This is a genomic window from Clostridium sp. 16K-1-R1 (assembly GCF_023921145.1).
Lineage (GTDB): Bacteria > Bacillota > Clostridia > Clostridiales > Clostridiaceae > Sarcina > Sarcina perfringens.
Genome location: NZ_CP046515.1, coordinates 713,486 through 736,685, shown reverse-complemented (window position 1 = coordinate 736,685; position 23,200 = coordinate 713,486). Strand labels below are relative to the sequence as shown.

Sequence of the window (23,200 nt, the reverse complement as noted above, 5' to 3'; positions counted from 1 at the left end):
AAAAGTCAAAAAGTGCATGAAGCATTTTTAACTTCATGCACATTTTATCATCTTATAAAATTATAGTGTATATTATTTTAAACTAACACTAAAAGTGAAATAGAAAATATCTTTTTTCTATATTTTTATACACCTTATTTCTATTCACCGTCAATTTTATTATTTGTAGAGCTATCATCTTTCTTTTCTTCTGTAGCTCCATCATTAACATTAGATTTAACTTCTTCATTTTCTTTAGATGAGTCTAAAGCATCATTGTTAGCTTCATTATTAGCTCTTGCTAATTTTGCAGCCTCTTCTTGAGCTTCGATCATAGCTTTTAATTCAGCTTGTTTTCTTTGCTCTTCTTCTAATCTTAATGCTTCTTCTCTAGCTTTTTTGATTGCTTCTTCTTTTTCTTTTCTCTTAGCTAAAGCTTGCTCTCTTAGACTTTGAATTTCTTTCTTAGCCTTTTCATCAGCTTCTCTCTTTTCTGGATATTTACTATAAACTATTTCCATGAATTCGTCACCCATGATAGTTTCTTTATCTAAAAGAACACCTGTTATCTCATCTAATAACTCTCTATTTTCAATTAAAATCTTAATTGATTTTTCATGAGCTTTTTTAATAACTTGTAAAACTTCTTCATCAGCTATGGCAGCAGTAGTTTCTGAACAGTTTCTAACTGGTCTTCCATCTAAGTATCTATTACTCATAGCTTCTAAAGCCATCATATCAAATCTCTCACTCATACCATAAATAGTTATCATATTTCTAGCTGATTGAGTAGCTCTTTCAATATCATTTGATGCACCAGTAGTTATACTATTAAATACTACTTCCTCTGCTGCTCTACCACCAAGCATAACTGATATTTGATCTATCATTTCTTCCTTAGATACTAAGTATTTTTCTTCCTCTGGAAGTTGCATTGTGTATCCTAAAGCTCCCATTGTTCTAGGAACTATTGTTATTTTATGAACTGGGTCAGTATTATTTAATAAAGCTGCAACTAATGCGTGACCTACTTCATGATATGCAACTATTTTCTTTTCTTTTGGTGAAAGTATTCTATCTCTCTTTTCTTGACCCGCTATTATAACTTCAACAGCTTCGTCTAAGTCTTCTTGAATTACAAACTTTCTACCATGTTTTACGGCTCTTAAAGCAGCCTCATTAACTATGTTTGCTAAGTCTGCCCCAACAGCACCTGGAGTAGATTTTGCTATTTCTTCTAAAGATACATCATCTGATAATTTAACGTCTCTAGAGTGAACCTTTAATATTTCCTCTCTACCTATTAAATCTGGTCTATCAACAATTATTCTTCTATCAAATCTACCTGGTCTTAATAAAGCTTTATCTAAAACTTCTGGTCTATTTGTAGCTGCTAAAATAACAACTCCTTTTGAAGAATCAAAACCATCCATCTCAGTTAATAATTGGTTAAGAGTTTGTTCTCTTTCATCATTTCCTTGAATAGCACCATCTCTACTCTTACCAATAGCATCAATCTCATCTATGAAAACTATACATGGAGCTTTTTCTTCTGCTTGCTTGAATAAATCTCTTACTCTCGCAGCTCCCATACCTACAAACATCTCAACGAAGTCTGAACCTGACATAGAGAAAAATGGTACTTTTGCTTCCCCTGCAACAGCCTTAGCAAGTAAAGTTTTACCTGTTCCTGGAGGCCCTACTAATAAAGCACCCTTTGGAAGCTTAGCTCCTATTTCTACGTATTTTCTTGTATCATGTAAAAAGTCTACAATTTCTACTAAGGATTCTTTAGCTTCATCTTGACCTGCAACATCTTTAAATGTTATTCCAGTCTCATTTTCAGCATAAAGCTTAGCATTATTTTTACCAAATGACATTACTCCGCCACCCATTTTATTATTCATTTTAGAGAACATCATTCTACCAACAAAGAATATAAGTATTAATGGGAAAACCCATGACATTAATAAACCTAAAAGTTGATAGTTTTCTGGTTTAGTTACATTGAATTCTACCCCAGCTACAGTTAAATCTTTAATTAACTCTGGTTGAGTAATACCAGCAACTGCTGGATTAGTTGTATATAAGATTTTCCCTTTTAAATTACTGCTATCTGAAGGTGTTATCTCAATTTGATTTCCTGAAAAGTTTACTGATTTAACTTCTTTTTTATCTAACATTTGCATGAAAGTACTATAATCTACTTTTTCGTATAGCATTTCATCTTTAACCATATTAAAGGTTAATAATATACCAAACGCTATAATACTATATATGACAATATATTTAAGCATTTTTTTATCTTTAAACATACATCATTCCTCCTTCTCTAACGTTTATTTTACAAATCCTATTCTATCAAAAGGATATACTGTTAACTGTGCCTTTGCTTCTATGTCTTTTCCATCTATATAAGGATTGCTCCAATATCTAGCATCATCACTATTATTTCTATTGTCACCTAACATTAAAAACTTTCCACTTGGAACATCAAAAGACATATCAGTTTTTCCACCTTGATATTTTACATAGTCTTCTTCAAGTTTATTTCCATTTATATAAACTGAACCATCACTTTTTATTTCAACATGCTCACCTGGTAATCCAATGACACGTTTTAAAAGTGGTTCTTTTAATTCATCAGAATTAAAAACTACTATATCTCCTCTTTTGATATTATTAGGATTATATATTTTAGTAACAAATAATTGATCACCAATCTCTACTGTAGGCATCATTGATCCTGTAGGAACTTTTATCTTAAACAATAAAAATTGATGAATCAAAGCTGCTAATAGTAAAGCTGCTAAAATTGGTATAATCCAATCTAAAAAGAATGATTTCTTCTTTGTATTACTAGAACTCATTACTATTCCCACATACCTTTCATCAAATCTTCTATTTCTTTTTTTCTTTTTTCTGTAAGCGCTTTATCCAAGCAAAACTTACCATCTTTGCCTTTAACTAAAACATCCCCCTCTTTTACGTCACCTATTACGTCATCTTTTTTTAATTCTAAAATATTTTCTTTTTCATCTTCACATACAATAAAATGTCCTTCTATTCTATCTACTATTATTTTTTTCATTTTATACTCCTTGCTCCGAATATTAGTATGAGAAATCTTTAAACTCAATTTAAAATTATTCCTCAATAATTTTAGAATTTTTTACCTTTAATAATCTTAAAGTATCAAGTATAAGTATATCATAAATTACCATAACTTTGTAAACTTTAATTCATACTTTTTCCCTCAAGTTTCATAAATATTTCAATATTATTTTATCAACTTATTGTGTCTTTTTTATGTCTTTCATTATTAAATATTTTTCACTTTTAAATAGTAATATTTTGAAACAATCTAATTTATTAAATAATTTTTGATTCTTAATTTTATTAAATAAATTTATATAATTCTAAAAAAATTATATTCTACTATATTCATTATTATCCTTCACTTTTATTATATACTTTAATACATTATTCTAAATACTTTTAATAAAAAAAGTTGTATAGTTTTTTTACCATACAACTTTTATATTAATTAAAAACATTCATTTCTAAGCAAATCTTCATAAGTTTCTCTTTTACACATAACTTTTGAAGTTCCATTACTTACACTTACAACTGCCGCCTTAGGAATTCTATTATAATTATTAGCCATTGAATGTCCATATGCTCCTGTAGACATTATAGCTAATATATCTCCAGTTTCCATTCTAGGCATCTCTATGGAATTTAAAAGTACATCCCCTGATTCACAGCATTTTCCCGCTACAGTAACTATCTCCTTAGAATTATCAAAAACTCTGTTAGCTATTAATGATTCATAATTTGCACTGTATAAGGCTGGTCTTATATTATCACTCATTCCACCATCTACACTTACATATTTTCTTATATTAGGAATTTCTTTTATAGCTCCTACAGTATAAAGAGTTAATCCTGCATTCCCTACAATACTTCTTCCTGGCTCTATACTTAATATAGGAACATTCATATTTAACTTTCTGCATATTTCATCAGCTTTATTTATTATAACTGAACAATATTCTTCTATTTCTTTTGGCTTATCTCCTTCAGTGTAATATATACCAAATCCTCCACCTAAGTCTAATTCTTTTATTTCATATCCTAAGGTTTCTTTTATATCATTTATAAGATTTAGCATAATTTCTGTTGTATCTTCAAAAGGTTCTAAGTCAAATATTTGCGAACCTATATGACAATGCAATCCATTAAGTTCTATATACTCTAATTCCATTGCTCTTTTAATAGCGTCATAAACTGTATCACCAATTACAGGGAATCCAAATTTTGAGTCCAATTGACCTGTTTTTATATATTCATGGGTATGGGCCTCTACTCCAGGAGTTATTCTCAAATAAACTTTTTGAACTCTTCCATATTCTTGAGCTATAGAATTAAGAACTTCTAGTTCATGAATATTATCAACTATAAATCTTCCAATTCCTAATCTTACTCCTAAATCTATTTCATAATCAGATTTATTGTTACCATGGAAATATATTCTTTCTAATGGGAAACCTGCTTTATAAGCAGTATAAAGCTCTCCACCTGAAACAACATCTAAATATAAATTTTCTTCATTAACTAAATTGCACATGGACATATTTATAAATGCCTTTCCTGCATAGGTAACTCTGTTTCCTCTTTCTTCACACTTCATAGCATTATAGTATCTTCTACAATTGCTTCTCACTAACTCTTCATCAATAACATATAAAGGAGTTCCATATTCCTTGCTTAAAGCACTTGCTTTTACTCCTCCAACATATAACTCATTTTCTTCTACTTTCATTGATCCAAATAATTTCATATCTTTTCCCTCCACAAACTTTTTTAGTGGCAGAGTATAAAAGTATGCAAAGCTACCGACTCTCCTGGCATTTAATTCCAATAAATAAAAACAGCAAAGGAACACCTTTGCTGCCTTAATCGCAACTTAGCGTACCTTGTAGCACTCCACTTTTTTCAAAGTGACAGTTATATGCATATTATACATATACCCAGAAATATTAATCACCATTAATATCTCTTCGGCCATAATCCCTTTCATCATACATAAAACACTTGTCAGCTACTTATGACTACTCTTAATTACGGCACCTCTACTTTGGTCCTATTTTCAAATTATTTATGCTTTTATTATATTAATTATTGTTTATAATGTTACTAAAAAATCTCAAATAATGCAATAGTATAAACTAAAATTATTAATAAAAAAATTTATACATTACAATTATTTCCTTCACATCTAAATGCATTAGTACCTTCATAACCTATTTCTTTTAAAACTTTTTTTACCACTCTTTTTCCTATGCTATCCTCATTTAATTCACAAAGAGCATCCTCTATATTGTACCAAGCAGCTCCTTCTACTTCAGTTGATTTCTCTATTTCTCCTGATTCATAATATGCTAAATAAGTTAGCATAAGTAATTCTTTTCCCTTTACAAAATCACTACCTAAATATTTTATATCTTTAACTGTTATTCCTGTTTCTTCTTTTACCTCTCTATAAACAGTTTCCTCTGCACATTCATCTACACCTACATATCCAGATATAAGAACTTTAGAATTTTCATATATATAACTTTGCTTTAAAAGAATTATCTCATCACCTTTTATTACAGCAACAACAATACAAGGCTTAGGTAAATCAAAAAACATCATATCATGTTTACTGCAATAAGGTATCATTCCCTCATCCCAGCTATTCTTTAACTCTAATTTTTCACCACATAACGGACAATATTTAAATTTCATAATTAATTTCTTTAGTAAAGCAAATATATTACCTTCTATAATTTTTTATTTCAAATTTATCTGATTCTAAGTTAAAACAAATATATTTTCTTCTGTAATTTCTTAAAATCACCATCTATAACTTATAAAAATTCGCTATTTTAGATAAGAATAGTAATATATAAATTAAGCTAACTAAAGTTCACCACCTTTCATATTCTCAAATACTTATCATATCTTTTCTATAAATTCAACTTTAAATAATAAATTCTAACTTTAAATAATAAATCCACTAACATTAACTTAATATTTAATATTTTGTGTTTTATATTTTACATATATTTATAATTTTAATTCTATAAACTAAAATTATGATAATAGATGCCTTAACTTATGCTATTTAGACTTCTACCTTTCAATTCTATAAATTAAACTTATAAAACTATTTCTACAGGATTAAGTAACTCAATTTCCTCTTCAGTAACTTTGCAATTATATGCAAAGATATCTACTCTTTCTTTTTTAGCTAATCTCAATGCTTCCCCAAACTTAGGATCTGTTTCATCATTAGGAGAAAACTTATTTACATTATCTATCTGTATTAAAAAAATTATTCCTGCACCCATTCCTAATTTTTTAATTTCAATCAGTTCTAATATGTGTTTCTTTCCTCTTTCAGTTGGAGCATCTGGAAACCTAGTCTCTCCATTTTCCTCTAAAGTTACCCCTTTTACTTCTAAAAAGTATGTATTTTCATTATCATCTTGTAATTTAAAATCAAATCTAGAATTTCCAAAAGTTTTTTCTCTACTTATATTATTAAAATTTACTAACTTTTCTATCTTTTTATTTATTAATGCCTCTTCTACAACTTTATTAGGAATCTGAGAATCTATATTTATTAAAACCTCACCCTTATAAGCTGCAATTAAATCATAAGGAGTTTTTCTATTTGGAGTAGTTCCTTTTCTTAAAAGAACTGTACATCCTTCTTTTAAAATCTCTCTACACCTTCCAGTGTTAGGAACATGAACTAATAACTCCTCATCATCTAAAACTACATAAGCTTGAAATCTATTTGGTCTTCTTAAAAAAATAGCTTTTCTGATAACACTATTGTACTTCATCTATGGTAACCTCTTTATATATTATTTAACTTTTAATTTTAGTTATAAATTAATAATTTTTTTATTCCTTATCTATGTTAATTAAAAACATGAGTCTTTTTCAGTTAATAAAAAAACATAAACATTTCCCTTTTATGAATTAATAAAATATCTTTTTTTCTACATTCCTTGTTATTATATTCTACATAAAAATACTTTTATTAACAAGGTTGAAATGAAGAAGATATGTAATTTGATTCTCTTAGATCCATTTAAAAACATTATTTTGTTTCTCAAATTGACTGAGAACTTATTTTTATTTGAACAAAAAGATTTTTTCTTATATGTCTAAAACTTATTTAAACACACTGTCATAGCCAGTTATTTTCATCAAACAAAAAATTTTATAAATAAAAAACTCGATAAGCATTGCTTATCGAGTTAATGGTGACCCCTAGGGGAATCGAACCCCTGTTACCACCGTGAAAGGGTGGTGTCTTAACCGCTTGACCAAGGGGCCAAACTAACCTGGCGACCACCTACTCTCCCACACAGTCTCCCGTGCAGTACCATCGGCTTCTAAAGGCTTAACCGTCGTATTCGGAATGGGAACGGGTGTTACCCTAAAGAACATCATCACCAGATGTTTAAAAGAACTTTGTTCTTTCAAAATTGCACATATTTAATTTACTATATTTGGTCAAGCCCTCGATCTATTAGTATCGGTCAGCTGAACATGTTACCATGCTTACACCCCCGACCTATCAACCTTGTGTTCTTCAAGGGATCTTACTAGCTTACGCTATGGGAAATCTCATCTTGAGGTTGGCTTCACGCTTAGATGCTTTCAGCGTTTATCCATTCCCGACTTAGCTACCCAGCTGTGCTCCTGGCGGAACAACTGGTACACCAGAGGTCAGTCCATCCCGGTCCTCTCGTACTAAGGACAGCTCCTCTCAAATTTCCTACGCCCGCGACGGATAGGGACCGAACTGTCTCACGACGTTCTGAACCCAGCTCGCGTGCCGCTTTAATGGGCGAACAGCCCAACCCTTGGGACCTACTTCAGCCCCAGGATGCGACGAGCCGACATCGAGGTGCCAAACCTCCCCGTCGATGTGGACTCTTGGGGGAGATCAGCCTGTTATCCCCGAGGTAGCTTTTATCCGTTGAGCGATGGCCCTCCCACGAGGTACCACCGGATCACTAAGCCCGACTTTCGTCCCTGCTCCACTTGTGGGTGTCGCAGTCAGGCTCCCTTCTGCCTTTGCACTCTTCGAACGATTTCCGACCGTTCTGAGGGAACCTTTGGGCGCCTCCGTTACTTTTTAGGAGGCGACCGCCCCAGTCAAACTGCCCACCTAACAATGTCCTGTGACCAGATTCATGGCCGCCAGTTAGAATTTCAGTACTGTCAGGGTGGTATCCCAAGGTTGACTCCACCAAGGCTGACGCCCTGGTTTCCTAGTCTCCCACCTATCCTGTACAGACAATACCAAAACTCAATGCTAAGCTACAGTAAAGCTCTACGGGGTCTTTCCGTCCAATCGCGGGTAGCGAGCATCTTCACTCGCACTACAACTTCGCCGGATTTACAGTTGAGACAGTGCCCAAGTCATTACGCCATTCGTGCGGGTCAGAACTTACCTGACAAGGAATTTCGCTACCTTAGGACCGTTATAGTTACGGCCGCCGTTTACTGGGGCTTAAGTTCACACCTTCGCTTGCGCTAAGTGTTCCTCTTAACCTTCCAGCACCGGGCAGGCGTCAGCCCCTATACATCAGCTTACGCTTTAGCAGAGACCTGTGTTTTTGCTAAACAGTTGCTTGGGCCTATTCTCTGCGGCCTACTCTCGTAGGCACCCCTTCTCGCGAACTTACGGGGTCAATTTGCCGAGTTCCTTAACTGTAATTCTTCCGCCGGCCTTAGGATTCTCTCCTCACCTACCTGTGTCGGTTTGCGGTACGGGCACTACTTCTCTCTCTAGACGCTTTTCTTGGCAGCGTGGAATCATGTACTTCGGTTCCGTAGAACCTTCCCCATCACGCCTCAGCATTATGAGAGCGGATTTGCCTACTCTCACTGCCTAAACGCTTAGACTAGCATCCAATAGCTAGCACACACTATCCTCCTGCGTCACGCCATCGATAATAACGATAGTAGTGGTACTGGAATATCAACCAGTTGTCCATCACCTACGCCTTTCGGCCTCGGCTTAGGTCCCGACTAACCCTCAGCGGACGAACCTTCCTGAGGAAACCTTAGGTTTTCGGCCTGTGGGATTCTCACCCACATCTCGCTACTGATGCCAACATTCTCACTCGTAACCAGTCCACCGCTCCTTACGGTACGACTTCAGCCCGGTTACGACGCTCTCCTACCGCTTGAACATAAGTTCAAGCCCGTAGCTTCGGTGGTAAGTTTAGCCCCGTTACATTTTCGGCGCAAGATCTCTCGACTAGTGAGCTATTACGCACTCTTTTAATGAATGGCTGCTTCTAAGCCAACATCCTAGTTGTCTTAGAAATCTCACATCCTTTCCCACTTAACTTACACTTTGGGACCTTAGCTGACGATCTGGGCTGTTTCCCTTTTGACCACGGATCTTATCATTCGTAGTCTGACTGCCGAGCTCAAAGTATGTGGCATTCGGAGTTTGATAAGGTTCGGTAAGCGCTATGCCCCCTAGCCCATTCAGTGCTCTACCTCCACTACTCATACTCGACGCTAGCCCTAAAGCTATTTCGGAGAGAACCAGCTATCTCCGGGTTCGATTGGAATTTCTCCGCTATCCACAGCTCATCCCATGCTTTTTCAACAGCAACGTGGTTCGGTCCTCCACGAGGTTTTACCCTCGCTTCAACCTGGCCATGGATAGGTCACCCGGTTTCGGGTCTACGGCATGCAACTAGTCGCCCTATTCAGACTCGGTTTCCCTTCGGCTCCGTACCTTAAGTACTTAACCTTGCTACATACCGTAACTCGTTGGCTCGTTCTACAAAAAGCACCTCATCACCCTCATAAGGGGCTCTGAGCGGTTGTAGGCACACGGTTTCAGGTTCTATTTCACTCCCCTCCCGGGGTTCTTTTCACCTTTCCCTCACGGTACTGCTTCACTATCGGTCATCAGGTAGTATTTAGCCTTGGGAGGTGGTCCTCCCTGCTTCCCACAAGGTTTCACGTGTCTCGTGGTACTCTGGATCATAACTCGTGGTCTTCTCGTTTCACTTACAGGACTATTACCTTCTACGGTGGAACTTTCCAGTTCTCTTCAGTTACAATAGCCTCCACTTTTATGTTATGTCCACAACCCCGGAAACAAGTTTCCGGTTTGGGCTCTTTCCCTTTCGCTCGCCGCTACTAAGAAAATCGATTTTTCTTTCTCTTCCTCCAGGTACTTAGATGTTTCAGTTCCCTGGGTTACCTTCATTAAGCTATGTATTCACTTAATGATACATGGGGTTTCCCATGTGAGTTTCCTCATTCGGAAATCTTCGGATCTCAGGCTATGTGCGCCTACCCGAAGCTTATCGCAGCTTATCACGTCCTTCATCGGCTCCTGATGCCAAGGCATTCACCATGCGCCCTTTGTAGCTTGACCTATATTAGTTATAGTTCTCATTTTACAAAGAATAGAAATTGGTTTTGCCAATTTGGCTTGTTGTTTCTATAAATTAAATTATGTGCAATTTTCAAAGAACAATTTTGAGAGATAGTCTCTCAAAATTAAACAGAGATATTATCCAGAATTCATTATCATCTTAGTTGTCCTAAGATGTATTCCTTAGAAAGGAGGTGATCCAGCCGCAGGTTCTCCTACGGCTACCTTGTTACGACTTCACCCCAATCGCTGACCCTACCTTCGGCCGCTGCCTCCTTACGGTTAGCTCACGGACTTCGGGTATTGCCAACTCTCATGGTGTGACGGGCGGTGTGTACAAGACCCGGGAACGTATTCACCGCGACATTCTGATTCGCGATTACTAGTAACTCCAGCTTCATGTAGGCGAGTTTCAGCCTACAATCCGAACTGAGACTGGTTTTTAAGTTTGGCTCCACCTCGCGGTATTGCATCTCTCTGTACCAGCCATTGTAGCACGTGTGTAGCCCTACACATAAGGGGCATGATGATTTGACGTCATCCCCACCTTCCTCCTAGTTAACCCAGGCAGTCTCGCTAGAGTCCTCAACTTAATGGTAGTAACTAACGACAAGGGTTGCGCTCGTTGCGGGACTTAACCCAACATCTCACGACACGAGCTGACGACAACCATGCACCACCTGTCACCTTGTCCCCGAAGGGATTTCCTCGATTAAGAGTAATGCAAGGGATGTCAAGTGTAGGTAAGGTTCTTCGCGTTGCTTCGAATTAAACCACATGCTCCGCTACTTGTGCGGGTCCCCGTCAATTCCTTTGAGTTTTAATCTTGCGACCGTACTCCCCAGGCGGAATACTTAATGCGTTAGCGGCGGCACGGAGGTGTTGAAACCCCCACACCTAGTATTCATCGTTTACGGCGTGGACTACCAGGGTATCTAATCCTGTTTGCTCCCCACGCTTTCGAGCCTCAGCGTCAGTTACAGTCCAGAGAGTCGCCTTCGCCACTGGTGTTCTTCCTAATCTCTACGCATTTCACCGCTACACTAGGAATTCCACTCTCCTCTCCTGCACTCTAGATAACCAGTTTGGAATGCAGCACCCAAGTTGAGCCCGGGTATTTCACATCCCACTTAATCATCCGCCTACGCTCCCTTTACGCCCAGTAAATCCGGATAACGCTCGCCACCTACGTATTACCGCGGCTGCTGGCACGTAGTTAGCCGTGGCTTCCTCCTTGGGTACCGTCATTATCTTCCCCAAAGACAGAGCTTTACGATCCGAAAACCTTCATCACTCACGCGGCGTTGCTGCATCAGGGTTTCCCCCATTGTGCAATATTCCCCACTGCTGCCTCCCGTAGGAGTCTGGGCCGTGTCTCAGTCCCAATGTGGCCGATCACCCTCTCAGGTCGGCTACGCATCGTCGCCTTGGTAGGCCGTTACCCCACCAACTAGCTAATGCGCCGCGGGTCCATCTCATAGCGGATTGCTCCTTTGGTTAAATGATGATGCCATCTTTCAACATTATGCGGTATTAATCTTCCTTTCGGAAGGCTATTCCACTCTATGAGGCAGGTTACCCACGTGTTACTCACCCGTCCGCCGCTAATCCGTTTCCCGAAGGAAACTTCATCGCTCGACTTGCATGTGTTAAGCACGCCGCCAGCGTTCATCCTGAGCCAGGATCAAACTCTCAATTTAAAAGTTTAATCTATACTCATATTACTTATAAAAGAATTGCTGGTTTATGTTAATATCTTCTGTTTAATTTTCAAAGACCATTTCTTCGTCGCCCTCAAGCGACTTCCTTAGTTTATCATCACTTCGAAATCTTGTCAACAACTTTTTTCAAAATATTTTTTAATTTTTTAATTAAATTTAATTTTGAAAATGAATTGTTTGTGTGTCTCTCAACGACGAGATTTATCTTACCATATATAACCCCATAAATTAAGCTTTTTATAGTCATTTATACAAATTAAATATGTTTTTCTTGTTTTTTCTAAATAATTCTTTCAAATAACTACATTGATACACTTGGGTAAGTTTTCTTTTATTTATTGTCTTATTATGTAGAAAAAAACTACATTTTCATAAATATCAAATTATAAAGCAAAGTATTAAATTTATTTTTTCTTTATTTTAATTACAATAAATCATTATTATATGTCATTATATTCACTTATTTTTATAATTCCATCATTTATACTTAATTTATTTATTATTTCACCAACTTCTATATAGTTAGGTAATTCAACTCTATATATAGCATTTTTATATTGTGCAGCTTCATTGTTATTTCTCCCCAAAAACTCTATGCTTTTTATCTTTACACCTTTTTGAGTGAAAATCTTATCTATAAACTCTAAAACTTGTGAATCTTTCTCATATATTATTTCAAAACATTTTTCTCCAGCCTTGGTTATAAATTTAGATTGAAACTTCTTTAAGCTTACTAAGGTTAAGAATATAAATAAAAACCCTAAAATGCCTAAGTTATAATACCCCATACCAATAGCTAAACCAAGACAAGCCACAACCCATAGTGATGCAGCAGTTGTTAACCCTTTTACTGATCCTTTGTTTTGTAATATTGTTCCTGCGCCCAAAAAGCCAATTCCCGAAATGACCTGAGCTCCCAATCTAGCATAATCAATTTTTATTACACTTCTTATATAATAATTATCTTTTATGGCTTCGAACACATCCTGACCTAATCTTATTTCTATTAAAGAAACTATAGCTGCGCCTACACAAACTAATATTTGTGTTCTAAATCCAGCAGCTCTATTGTGATACTCTCTTTCATAACCTATAACCCCTCCAACTATTGTTGCTAATAACAACCTTATAATTATATCTTTAAAACTTAAAGTTAATCCCATAATAAACTCCTCAAATACTTTAAATGAACTTATTATAAGATATGCTAAATAAATGTTAAAATATTTAGTCTTAATTCATATTAGAATATTTTTATTTTAGAATTAATTTAAACAACATATTTATATAAAGTATGTTATTAAATATAAAATAAATATTAACCTACTTATTAATCTCTACACTATTAAATATTCTTTAACCTATAAAATAGTTGTTAAATTCTAAAAAATATAGGCTTAAATATATTTAGATTTTTAATCACTCTAAACATACTTAAACCTAATTTACTTATTTAAAAACTTCTATCTAAATATATCTAATTTTAATTTATCTGCTATTTCCTTTAGAAGTTTCATACTAGCAACACTATTTCCTGGTACATCTAAGGCTGGACTAAATAATCCTATACCACATTTATTAGGAACTGAAGATAGTATTCCTCCTCCTACACCACTTTTAGATGGTAGTCCAATATGAACTGAAAAAGCTCCTGATTCATCATATAATCCATAAGTAGTCATTAATGATTTAACAACAGTAGCTGTTTCTACAGAAAATAATCTTTCACCATTCCAAGGCATAACCCCTTCATTAGCTAATACAGCACCTAATCTTGCTAAATCCTTAGCTGTAACTAAAACTGAACATTGTTTAAAGTATGAATCCAAAATATCAGTAACATCACCTTCCATGATTCCATTACCCTTCATATAATAAGCAAGAGATCTGTTTATATCACCTGTTTCTCTTTCTGATAAATATATTTCAGTATCTAAAGTAATTTCATCATCATTCATAATCTTTCTATAAAAATCTAAAATTCTTTTAAAACGTTCTTCATCATTTTTTCCTTTAAGTAAGGATACTACTTTAATAGCTCCTGCATTAATAAATGGGTTTGATGGTTTATTTTTATGATTTATTTGCATATTCATAATTGAATTAAAAGCAAATCCAGAAGGTTCTGTTCCAACTTCTGAAAATACTTTTTCTATTCCATTATCTAATATAGCTAATATTAATGTAGGAACCTTTGATATGCTTTCAATTGCAAATCTAACATCATATTCTCCAGCTGAAAACTCTTTATTTTCTTTTAAATCATAAATACAAACACCTAATTGATCTGGATTTACCTTTGCAAGGGCTGGAATATATGTAGCTACATGTCCTTCTTTTGTATATTTTCTATTAGCTTCTACTAAAGCATCTAAATTTATATCCATATAAATCACCTCTAAATTTATCTTCTAAAAATATTATAAACAGTTAATAATTTCAAAATCAAAACTCAAAAATTTTACTTCATATAATTTTTCTATAGGTTATTTACGAATTTAATTTTAAAATTAAGTTTATTTTAAAACAAAGTAGCTTTTAACTTATACCTAATCCTAAAAGTGTATTTTTTATGAATTTATTTACTTTTTATTAACTTATAGTATTCTTTAGAAAAATTTCAAAGAATACTATAAGCTATTTATAAAAATACTCTTATAAAAAAATTAGAAAGTGACTTATTTGATTGACTATAGTTTTACCTCTTCCCTTTTACTCAATGATGCGAGAGTTGAATCATGAGAAAAATTTATTAAATTACTCTTACTTACTCCTATTTTTTGAGAAGTATATATTCCTGTATGCCCTGAGAAGATATAACTTATTGCACACGCCATAAATAAATATGGTGCACCTCCTACTCCAAACATCTCTATTCCTAAAACAAAAGAAGCAATAGGCGTATTAGTTGCTCCTGCAAATACACCTACTAACCCTAAAGAAGCTAAAAATGAAGGTGATAAATTTAATATTCCTGATAATGTATTTCCTAAGGTTGATCCAATAACAAATAAAGGAGTTACTTCTCCCCCTTGATATCCAGCACCTAAAGTTATTGATGTAAAAATAAGTTTCCCTAAAAAATCAAAAGGTGATACATGTCCATCAAAAGCTTCTGATAATAAAGGAAGACTTAAACCTAAATATTTTCTACTTCCTACTAAATAAACTAATAATATTACAATACATCCTCCTACAAAGCTTTTTAATGAGGTATTCTTAAACTTATTAGAAAATAGACCTTTTAATTTATGTGTAAGTTCACTAAATAATCTACTAGCTAGTCCAAAACAAATTGCTGAAATTATTACTTTTAAAATAATAAGAACTGAGATATCTGGCACTCCCAAAACCTTATAATGAGAATGATGCACTCCTAAGATTTTAACAACCTCATTTCCAACAATACTAGCAAAGAAACTTGGTATTAAAGCTTCATAACTCATTTTACCTAATACAGAGACTTCTAATCCAAATATAGTTCCAGCAAGCGGTGTACCAAATATAGCTGAGAATCCTCCACTTACCCCTGCCATAAGCATTATCTTTGAATCTTCCTTATTTAATTTTAATAACTTTCCTATAGTTTCTGCTATACTTGCACCAATCTGTACTCCAGTTCCTTCCCTACCTGCTGATCCTCCAAAAAAGTGAGTTACAACTGTTCCAAAGAAAACTAAGGGAACCATGCGAAGTGGTACATCTCCACAATAATTATTTATATTTTCAATAATTAAATTATTACCTTTTACTGAGTTCCTTCCAAACTTATAGTATAGAAAGCTTACTAAAGCTCCACCAATAGGAAGTAAAAATAAAACAAAGCCATGATTAACTCTGTAATCAGTTGCCCATTCTAAAGATTTTAAAAATATAGCTATTACTCCTCCTATAAAAATTCCTATTAAACTTCCTATTAATAGCCACTTTAAAAATGTCTTTCCTAGAAGAAAGGTATTATTTCTACTTATATACTTTAAATATTTCTTAGATTTTTGCTTCATTTATATTCTCCCTTCATTGATATTAATAATTTTTGAGCAAAAAATAACTCCTACAAAATATAAGCTATATAAACATATAACTTGTATTTTGTAGGAGTCATTAGCATAAAGCATTTAATGGCGAACTCCATCGCCTATAAAAATTACTTAAAAATAGTAACATAATTATAAATAATTGTCCATATTCAATTTCAAATCATACTAAGTTAATAACTGGTCATTAACTAATTTACTTAGAAAATATACATTGATAATAAAAAACTCTTATAAGGATTAAAATTTTTTTCAAATTCTAACTAAGATATAAAATTTCAACTTATAAAAAACTTATAATTACTTAAAACTACTTATATTAATTTACTGAAGAAATTATATTTCTAATCTAAAATAATATCCTCAATAACCTTCACACCATTATCAAGCATAGAGTTTAAAAATACATAATTCATAAAATTAGCTTTATGCATAGGCATATCAAATGTATCTACAAGTTTTTTTGGTACATATATCTCTCCATCTTTATTAACTCTATTAAACTCTGCTCTTAAGCTTATAGCTAATTGATAAATACATATATCTGTACAATCTCCTACTATTATTACATTGTCTATCTCTTCTTTATTTAATATGAAATTCTCCTCTAAAAATCCATTTGTTGAATTTTTCTTTATAACTTCTATTCCCTCTAAGTTCAACTCATCAACAAGTTCCCATTCATCTGTATCTTTCATACAATGCTTAGGATATGCTTTTAATTCTATTGAGTCTTCTGTATGATAATCAGTAAAGGCTTTAACTCTTATTCCACTATTTAAAGCATAATTTGCTAAATTGCTTATTGGACTTATTAACTTCTCTATTCTATCACTATATAAAGCTCCTTCTTTAGCAAATCCTTTATTTATATCAACTATTAAAAGCATTGTTCTATTCTTATCTAAACTTTTTAAATCTAAACTTTCTAAAGATTGAAGTCTTTCATAAATTCCACTTATCATTTCATTACTTTCACTTAATAATAGTTCTTTAGTATCCACGATTTAAATCCCCCTATATTTTTTTATATTTATTTTATTATGTAACCAATTCATATCTTTATCAATAATTATAGATATTTTTAACATTTAATTAAAGAATTGATTCTTAAGAAATTTTTAAAAATTACATAAAATAATTTCCTTTATTATATTTATATAACATGAACTCTCATTTGATAAATTGATTTTAAACCCATATAATCAAAGAGTAATTTATATTATCAAATGTTAAATCTTAAAGAGAAGGAGGGTACATATTGAATAATTTTTTTAGAAACAATAAATCATATATAAAAATGGTATTAGTAATAATAGTATCTTATCTATCAATAAAGTTAATAGATAATATTCCTAGTGTTATGTCTGCTATTCATACAATTTTAGCAGTACTATTACCTTTTTTATTAGCATTTATTATTGCCTATATATTAAATCCAATTGTAAATTTATTTAGCAAAAAATTTAAATTATCAAGAGGAATTAGTATAGTAATAACTTACTTAATATTTGTAACATCAATTTCACTAGCAGCAACTTATTTATTACCTAAATTATATACAAGTTTAATTGAGTTAATAGATAATATACCTGCATTTACTAATTATGTACAAAACTTATTTACAGAAATAATGGCAAGCTTTAAAGTTCCTGAAGGAATAAACTCTTATTTACCTTATGGAGATACTAATAAACTAATAACATTTATTGGTTCTATGGTTACAGTGTTATCAAACTGGTTACTAGATGCTGCCATAAGCTTAACTAGTTCTATAATAAACTGGATATTTGGATTCTTAATTTCCATATATGTTTTAGTAGATAAAGATAAATTCTTAGCTCATAGTAGTAAGGTTACAAGAATCGTTTTTGGTAAAAATCTTGGAAACGAAATATTAGAATTTGTAAAGATACTTAATGAAAAAATAGGAACTTATGTTGGAATAAAAGCAATAGATTCCTTAATAATAGGTGTACTGGCCTTTATTGGATTAACAATAATGAAATCTGAGTATGCACTTTTATTATCAGTAGTAGTTGGTATAACTAATATGATTCCTTACTTTGGACCATTTATAGGTATGGTTGTAGGATTCTTTATAAATGTATTTATAAGCCCAATGAAAGCAGTTATTGTTTTAATATATCTTTTCATATTACAACAATTTGATGCTTGGTACTTAGATCCAAAACTTATAGGAAACAGAGTTGGTCTTAGCCCATTTTTAGTAATCCTTGGAGTTACCCTTGGAGGAGCTATCTATGGTCCTATAGGTATGATACTTGGAAGTCCAGTTATGTCAGTTATTAGAATCTATACTTTAAAATTAATTAAAAAATTTGAATATAGAGCAGAATAATAAAAAGAAGTTGTATTTAATACAACTTCTTTTTATTACTTAAATATATTTTAAATCAAATTTAATTTCATTATATACTCATTTATATTTATATTCCTATTTGTTGATTTTATAGATTTTTTTATTAAATTAGATTTTTTTATTGCTACAGTAATTGGCATATGACAGTCATTATCCTTTTCAAAATACATAAGTATTTGACCAGTTAAAACATTTCCACCAATATCAACCATAGGCTCAATAGCTTTTATATTCTTATTTATATGAGTGCTTACTATTATATTAACTCCCTCTTTCATCCCAATCTCTATAAATCCATAATCCTTTGAAATATTAATAACTTTCCCCTCAATTGGAGAAAATAAAAATTCATTATGTGAATTTAAACTAATTATTTCTTCTAAATCCTCTAAATTAAAAGCCTTGTTTAAAACAATATAATCTAAAACATTTCCCTCACTTGGCGCCATAATATAAATTTCATTATCTGATTTATTTAACATATATAAACACCTCTTGTTTTTAAAATATTTAGACCTTATTAATTTATATGTTTTCAACTTTTAAATTATAATTCTATCTACACTTATCTTAATTAAAGAATATCTTAATAAATTATCTTTTTCCTTTATAATAAGTTATAGAATATATAATTCATAAAAAGCCAAATTCAATCACAAAATCTTTTATAATTAAAATTTTTGATATAATACCTTGTAATTTTTGAATGTTTTTTATTGATTTTGATTGTTTTTGGTTGTATAATTTAGTTACAAGGTTTTAGGAGGTTATTATGTTAAGTGAAAAAAGACATGAGATAATATTAAACTTATTAAAACTAAAAGGTTTCGTTAGCCTAACTGAATTGCTTGAAGCTACTGAAAGCTCTGAATCAACTATAAGAAGAGATTTAAGTTATTTAGAATCTATAAATCTATTAAAAAGAGTTCACGGTGGCGCTAAATCATTGGCTAATGTTTCAAAAGAATTAAGTTACAACGAGAAATCATCCAAAAGCATTCACGAAAAAAGAGCTATAGCAAAATATGCAGCTTCTTTAATAGAAGATGGCGATTGTATTTTTGTAGATGCAGGCACTACAACATATGAATTAATCGATTACTTAGAAGGAAAAGATATACTTGTTGTAAGTAATGGCTTATCTCATATAGATACATTAATCCAAAAAAATATTAAGTGCTATGTAATAGGTGGAAATATTAAAATTTCTACAAAAGCAATAACTGGATGTGATGCATTAATGTGTCTTTCAAAATTTAGATTCGATAAATGCTTTATTGGTGCTAATGGAGTTCATCATACCTATGGACTTACTACTCCAGATACTGAAGAAGCAATATTAAAAGAATGTGCAATAAATAATTCTAGAAAAGCTTATGTATTAGCTGACGACTCTAAATTTGGAGAGATTTCAACAATAAAATTCTCTGATATTAACAAATGTGTAATAATAACAAACGAAAAACCTAAAGATAATACATATGATAAAAAAACTGATATAAAGGTGGTTGATATTTAATGATTTATACTCTTACTCTTAATCCATCTATTGACTATGTAATAGATGTAGAAAACTTAGAGCTAGGAAAAGTAAACAGAACAAGTAAAGATTTTAAATTTCCTGGCGGAAAAGGAATTAATGTTTCAAGAATTTTAGGAAATCAAAAAATAGATAATATAGCCCTTGGATTCCTTGGTGGATTTACTGGTAAGTTTATTGAAGATAATCTAAAGGCTTTAGGGGTAAAAACAGAATTTATAAAAGTAAAAGGTGATTCAAGAATTAATGTAAAAATTAAATCTAACAAAGAAACAGAAATAAACGGAGCTGGTCCAATGATAACATCTGAAGAATTAGACTCACTGTTTAATAGATTGGATCAATTAGTAGAAGGCGATATATTAGTTCTTGCAGGTAGTATTCCATCTACTCTTCCTAAAGATTTATACCTTCAAATACAAAAGAGAGTTTCTAAGAAAAATGTAAAGGTTGTAGTTGATACTTCTGGAAAAGCTCTTTTAGAAGCTATAAAAAATAAACCTTTTTTAATAAAACCAAATAATCATGAAATTGAAGAAATATTTGATGTAAAAATAAATTCTGAGAAAGAACTTATTAAATACGGAAAAGATTTAGTTTCCCTTGGAGCAGAAAACGTAATAATCTCTATGGCTGGAGATGGTGCTCTATTAATAAATAAGGATGGTGTATTCAAAGGAAACGCACCTAAAGGAGAAGTTAAAAATTCTGTAGGAGCTGGCGACTCTTTAGTAGGAGGTTTCTTAGCAAAATATGTTGAAACTAAAGATTTAATTGCTTCCTTCAAAAATGGAATAGCCTCAGGAAGTGCTAGTGCATTTTCTCTAGATTTAGCTCTTGCTGAAGATGTCAATAAATTATTACCAATTATAAAAATTGAAAAATATGAGGAGGTTTAAAATATGAAAATTTCTCAATTATTAAGTCTTGACACAATAAAACTTAACCTTGCTGCATCTAATAAAAATGAAGTTATAGATCAATTAGTTGATGTTTTATGGGATGCTGGAAAGTTAACTGATAAAAATCTTTATAAAGAAGAGATTTTAAAGAGAGAAAGTTTATCTTCTACTGGTATTGGCGAAAGAATAGCAATTCCTCATGCTAAAACAAAGGCAGTAAAAAATGCATCTTTAGCTCTTGGTATATACAAATACGGTGTAGATTATGATTCACTTGATGGTGAACCTGTTAATATAGTATTTATGATTGCTGCTCCAGCTGGAGCAAATGATGAGCATTTAGAAACTCTATCTAGACTTTCAGTACTTTTAATGAATCCTGATTTCAAAAATGGACTTTTAAATGCTAAAACACCAGAAGAAGTTATTTCTCTTCTTGATAAATTTGAAGAAAATGAAGAATCTGATGAAACTCAAGCTTCTAATGAAGCAGAAAATAATTCAAATAAGAAATATATCTTAGCTGTTACAGCATGTCCAACTGGTATTGCTCATACTTATATGGCTGCTGATTCACTTAACAAAACTGCTAAGGAAATGGATGTACATATAAAGGTTGAAACTAATGGTTCAACAGGAGTAAAAAATAGATTAACTCAAGAAGACATAGATAAGGCTGACGGTATAATAGTTGCAGCTGATAAACAAGTTGAAATGGCTAGATTCAATGGTAAAAAGGTCGTAATAGTTCCTGTAGTTCAAGCTATGAAAAGACCTCAAGAATTAATAAACGAAGCATTAAGTGGCTCTGCTCCAGTTTATTCTCATTCTGGAGATTCTTCTAATCAATCTTCTGGTAAGACTGAAAGAAGAGGATTTTATAAACACTTAATGAATGGTGTTTCAAATATGTTACCATTCGTTGTTGGTGGTGGTATATTAATAGCTATATCATTTATGTTTGGTATTCACTCAGCTGAAATAAATGATCCTACTTTTAATCCAATAGCTAAATTATTAAAAGATATTGGTGGGGGAAATGCTTTCTTCCTTATGATTCCTGTTCTTGCTGGATTCATTGGATCAAGTATAGCTGATAGACCTGGATTTGCACCTGCTATGGTTGGTGGTTTAATTGCTGCTAACAGTGGCTCTGGTTTCCTTGGTGGATTAATCGCTGGTTTCCTTGGTGGATATGTAGTTGTATTATTAAAGAAAATATTTAGTAAATTACCTCAATCATTAGAAGGTATTAAACCTGTTTTACTATATCCTCTATTTGGTATCTTAATAACTGGTGCCCTAATGTACTTAGTAATTGTTGGCCCTGTAACTGCTTTAAATAATAACATAGCAATATGGTTACAAAACATGGGAACTGGAAACTTAGTTCTTCTTGGAATAGTATTAGGTGGAATGATGGCTATAGATATGGGTGGTCCTATAAATAAGGCTGCATTTACTTTTGGTATAGCTATGATAGCTTCTGGAAACTACTATCCACATGCTGCTATAATGGCTGGTGGTATGGTACCTCCTTTAGCTACAGCTTTAGCAACTACTTTCTTCAAAAATAAATTTACTAAAGATGAAAGAGATGCTGGTGCTACTAACTATATAATGGGATTAACTTTTATAACTGAAGGGGCTATTCCATTCGCTGCAGCTGACCCATTCAGAGTTATTCCTGCTTGTGTTATAGGCTCAGCTCTAGCTGGAGGATTATCAATGATATTTAAAATAGGTTTACCTGCTCCTCACGGTGGAATATTAGTAGTTCCAGTAGTTGAAGGAAATCCTCTTTTATATCTTCTATCAATATTAGTAGGCTCTATTGTAGCTGCTCTAATAATAGGATTCTTAAAGAAACCTGTAAATGAAATAAATAAATAAGTTAATATATAAAATAAGTCTTAATAAAACTTACAAACATATTCCGAGAATTACTAGATATTCTCTTCATACTGTTTGTAAGTTTTATTCTTAACTTTTTATAACTAACCTTTGTATTTTAAGTAATTAAAATTTAACTACTAAGCAATAAGTTAAAACCACATGAAAATAAGTGGTTTTATTTTTTTAATAAATAAAAAAAGATTAGATAGAAATTCTTTTTAGAATTCTATCTAATCTTTAATTAAAATTTTCTATTATATTT

Annotated in this window: 15 protein-coding genes, 1 tRNA gene, 3 rRNA genes and 2 riboswitches; of the genes, 4 read left to right on the top strand and 15 right to left on the bottom strand. The window is 32.3% G+C overall.

Going from position 1 to position 23,200, the window contains the following annotated elements; translation table 11 throughout:
• Positions 1-140: 140 nt before the first annotated feature.
• The 14 genes from ftsH to GOM42_RS03135 all read right to left on the bottom strand — a co-directional run bounded on the left by ftsH (position 141) and on the right by GOM42_RS03135 (position 17,221).
• Positions 141-2,294, bottom strand: a complete 2,154-nt coding sequence (gene ftsH, locus GOM42_RS03200) for an ATP-dependent zinc metalloprotease FtsH (RefSeq protein WP_078233379.1) — start codon at positions 2,292-2,294, stop codon at positions 141-143.
• A gap of 24 nt (positions 2,295-2,318) precedes the next feature.
• On the bottom strand, positions 2,319-2,849 hold the full coding sequence (gene lepB / locus GOM42_RS03195; protein WP_003460206.1) for a signal peptidase I: 531 nt from the start codon (positions 2,847-2,849) through the stop codon (positions 2,319-2,321).
• A 2-nt stretch (positions 2,850-2,851) separates the two neighbouring features.
• A complete protein-coding gene (locus GOM42_RS03190) occupies positions 2,852-3,070 on the bottom strand; it encodes a DUF3006 domain-containing protein (RefSeq protein WP_003460209.1) in 219 nt (72 codons plus the stop codon).
• 456 nt (positions 3,071-3,526) lie between these two features.
• A complete protein-coding gene (gene lysA / locus GOM42_RS03185; protein ID WP_078233378.1) occupies positions 3,527-4,822 on the bottom strand; it encodes a diaminopimelate decarboxylase in 1,296 nt (431 codons plus the stop codon).
• A gap of 131 nt (positions 4,823-4,953) precedes the next feature.
• A riboswitch (Lysine riboswitch) is annotated at positions 4,954-5,125 on the bottom strand.
• Positions 5,126-5,232: 107 nt separating this feature from the next.
• Positions 5,233-5,772 carry an NUDIX domain-containing protein gene (locus GOM42_RS03180; RefSeq protein ID WP_003460223.1) on the bottom strand — a complete coding sequence of 180 codons (540 nt, stop codon included), beginning with the start codon at positions 5,770-5,772 and terminating at the stop codon, positions 5,233-5,235.
• 413 nt (positions 5,773-6,185) lie between these two features.
• The gene (gene sfsA, locus GOM42_RS03175) at positions 6,186-6,878 is read right to left on the bottom strand and encodes a DNA/RNA nuclease SfsA (RefSeq protein WP_003460225.1); all 693 of its coding nucleotides are present in this window, start codon (positions 6,876-6,878) and stop codon (positions 6,186-6,188) included.
• Between the two features lie 424 nt (positions 6,879-7,302).
• Positions 7,303-7,377, bottom strand: a tRNA-Glu gene (locus tag GOM42_RS03170).
• Positions 7,378-7,383: 6 nt separating this feature from the next.
• A 5S ribosomal RNA gene (gene rrf / locus GOM42_RS03165) occupies positions 7,384-7,501 on the bottom strand.
• Positions 7,502-7,553: 52 nt separating this feature from the next.
• A 23S ribosomal RNA gene (locus GOM42_RS03160) occupies positions 7,554-10,459 on the bottom strand.
• A gap of 187 nt (positions 10,460-10,646) precedes the next feature.
• Positions 10,647-12,159 (bottom strand): 16S ribosomal RNA (locus GOM42_RS03155).
• Together the 16S, 23S and 5S rRNA genes with 1 tRNA gene alongside form the textbook arrangement of a ribosomal RNA operon.
• A 461-nt stretch (positions 12,160-12,620) precedes the next feature.
• Complete coding sequence (locus tag GOM42_RS03150; RefSeq protein WP_003480305.1) at positions 12,621-13,343, bottom strand: MgtC/SapB family protein; 723 nt, start codon at positions 13,341-13,343, stop codon at positions 12,621-12,623.
• 300 nt (positions 13,344-13,643) lie between these two features.
• Positions 13,644-14,567: a glutaminase A gene (glsA, locus tag GOM42_RS03145; protein WP_003450257.1), complete on the bottom strand. Its 924-nt coding sequence runs from the start codon at positions 14,565-14,567 to the stop codon at positions 13,644-13,646.
• 303 nt (positions 14,568-14,870) lie between these two features.
• On the bottom strand, positions 14,871-16,184 hold the full coding sequence (locus GOM42_RS03140; protein WP_003480303.1) for a voltage-gated chloride channel family protein: 1,314 nt from the start codon (positions 16,182-16,184) through the stop codon (positions 14,871-14,873).
• Positions 16,185-16,268: 84 nt separating this feature from the next.
• Positions 16,269-16,328, bottom strand: a riboswitch (Fluoride riboswitch).
• Positions 16,329-16,561: 233 nt separating this feature from the next.
• Complete coding sequence (locus tag GOM42_RS03135) at positions 16,562-17,221, bottom strand: isochorismatase family cysteine hydrolase (RefSeq protein WP_041702615.1); 660 nt, start codon at positions 17,219-17,221, stop codon at positions 16,562-16,564.
• A gap of 257 nt (positions 17,222-17,478) precedes the next feature.
• Here GOM42_RS03135 and GOM42_RS03130 point away from each other — a divergent pair, with 257 nt between their 5' ends.
• Complete coding sequence (locus GOM42_RS03130) at positions 17,479-18,579, top strand: AI-2E family transporter (RefSeq protein WP_011590260.1); 1,101 nt, start codon at positions 17,479-17,481, stop codon at positions 18,577-18,579.
• A 50-nt stretch (positions 18,580-18,629) separates the two neighbouring features.
• On the opposite strand, the gene GOM42_RS03125 is transcribed toward GOM42_RS03130, so the two are convergent.
• Positions 18,630-19,082, bottom strand: coding sequence for a hypothetical protein (locus GOM42_RS03125; protein WP_011590259.1), 453 nt, complete (start codon positions 19,080-19,082; stop codon positions 18,630-18,632).
• Between the two features lie 290 nt (positions 19,083-19,372).
• Between GOM42_RS03125 and GOM42_RS03120 the strand changes: the two genes are divergently transcribed.
• The 3 genes from GOM42_RS03120 to GOM42_RS03110 are packed head-to-tail and all read left to right on the top strand — an operon-like array spanning position 19,373 to position 22,935.
• Positions 19,373-20,119 (top strand): DeoR/GlpR family DNA-binding transcription regulator, encoded by a 747-nt coding sequence (locus tag GOM42_RS03120; protein WP_003465612.1) that lies wholly within the window; start codon positions 19,373-19,375, stop codon positions 20,117-20,119.
• Positions 20,119-21,039: a 1-phosphofructokinase gene (gene pfkB, locus GOM42_RS03115; RefSeq protein WP_011590258.1), complete on the top strand. Its 921-nt coding sequence runs from the start codon at positions 20,119-20,121 to the stop codon at positions 21,037-21,039. Before GOM42_RS03120 ends, pfkB begins: the two co-directional genes overlap by 1 nt.
• A 3-nt stretch (positions 21,040-21,042) precedes the next feature.
• Positions 21,043-22,935, top strand: coding sequence for a PTS fructose transporter subunit IIABC (locus GOM42_RS03110; RefSeq protein ID WP_057230807.1), 1,893 nt, complete (start codon positions 21,043-21,045; stop codon positions 22,933-22,935).
• The last annotated feature ends 265 nt before the right edge of the window (positions 22,936-23,200 follow it).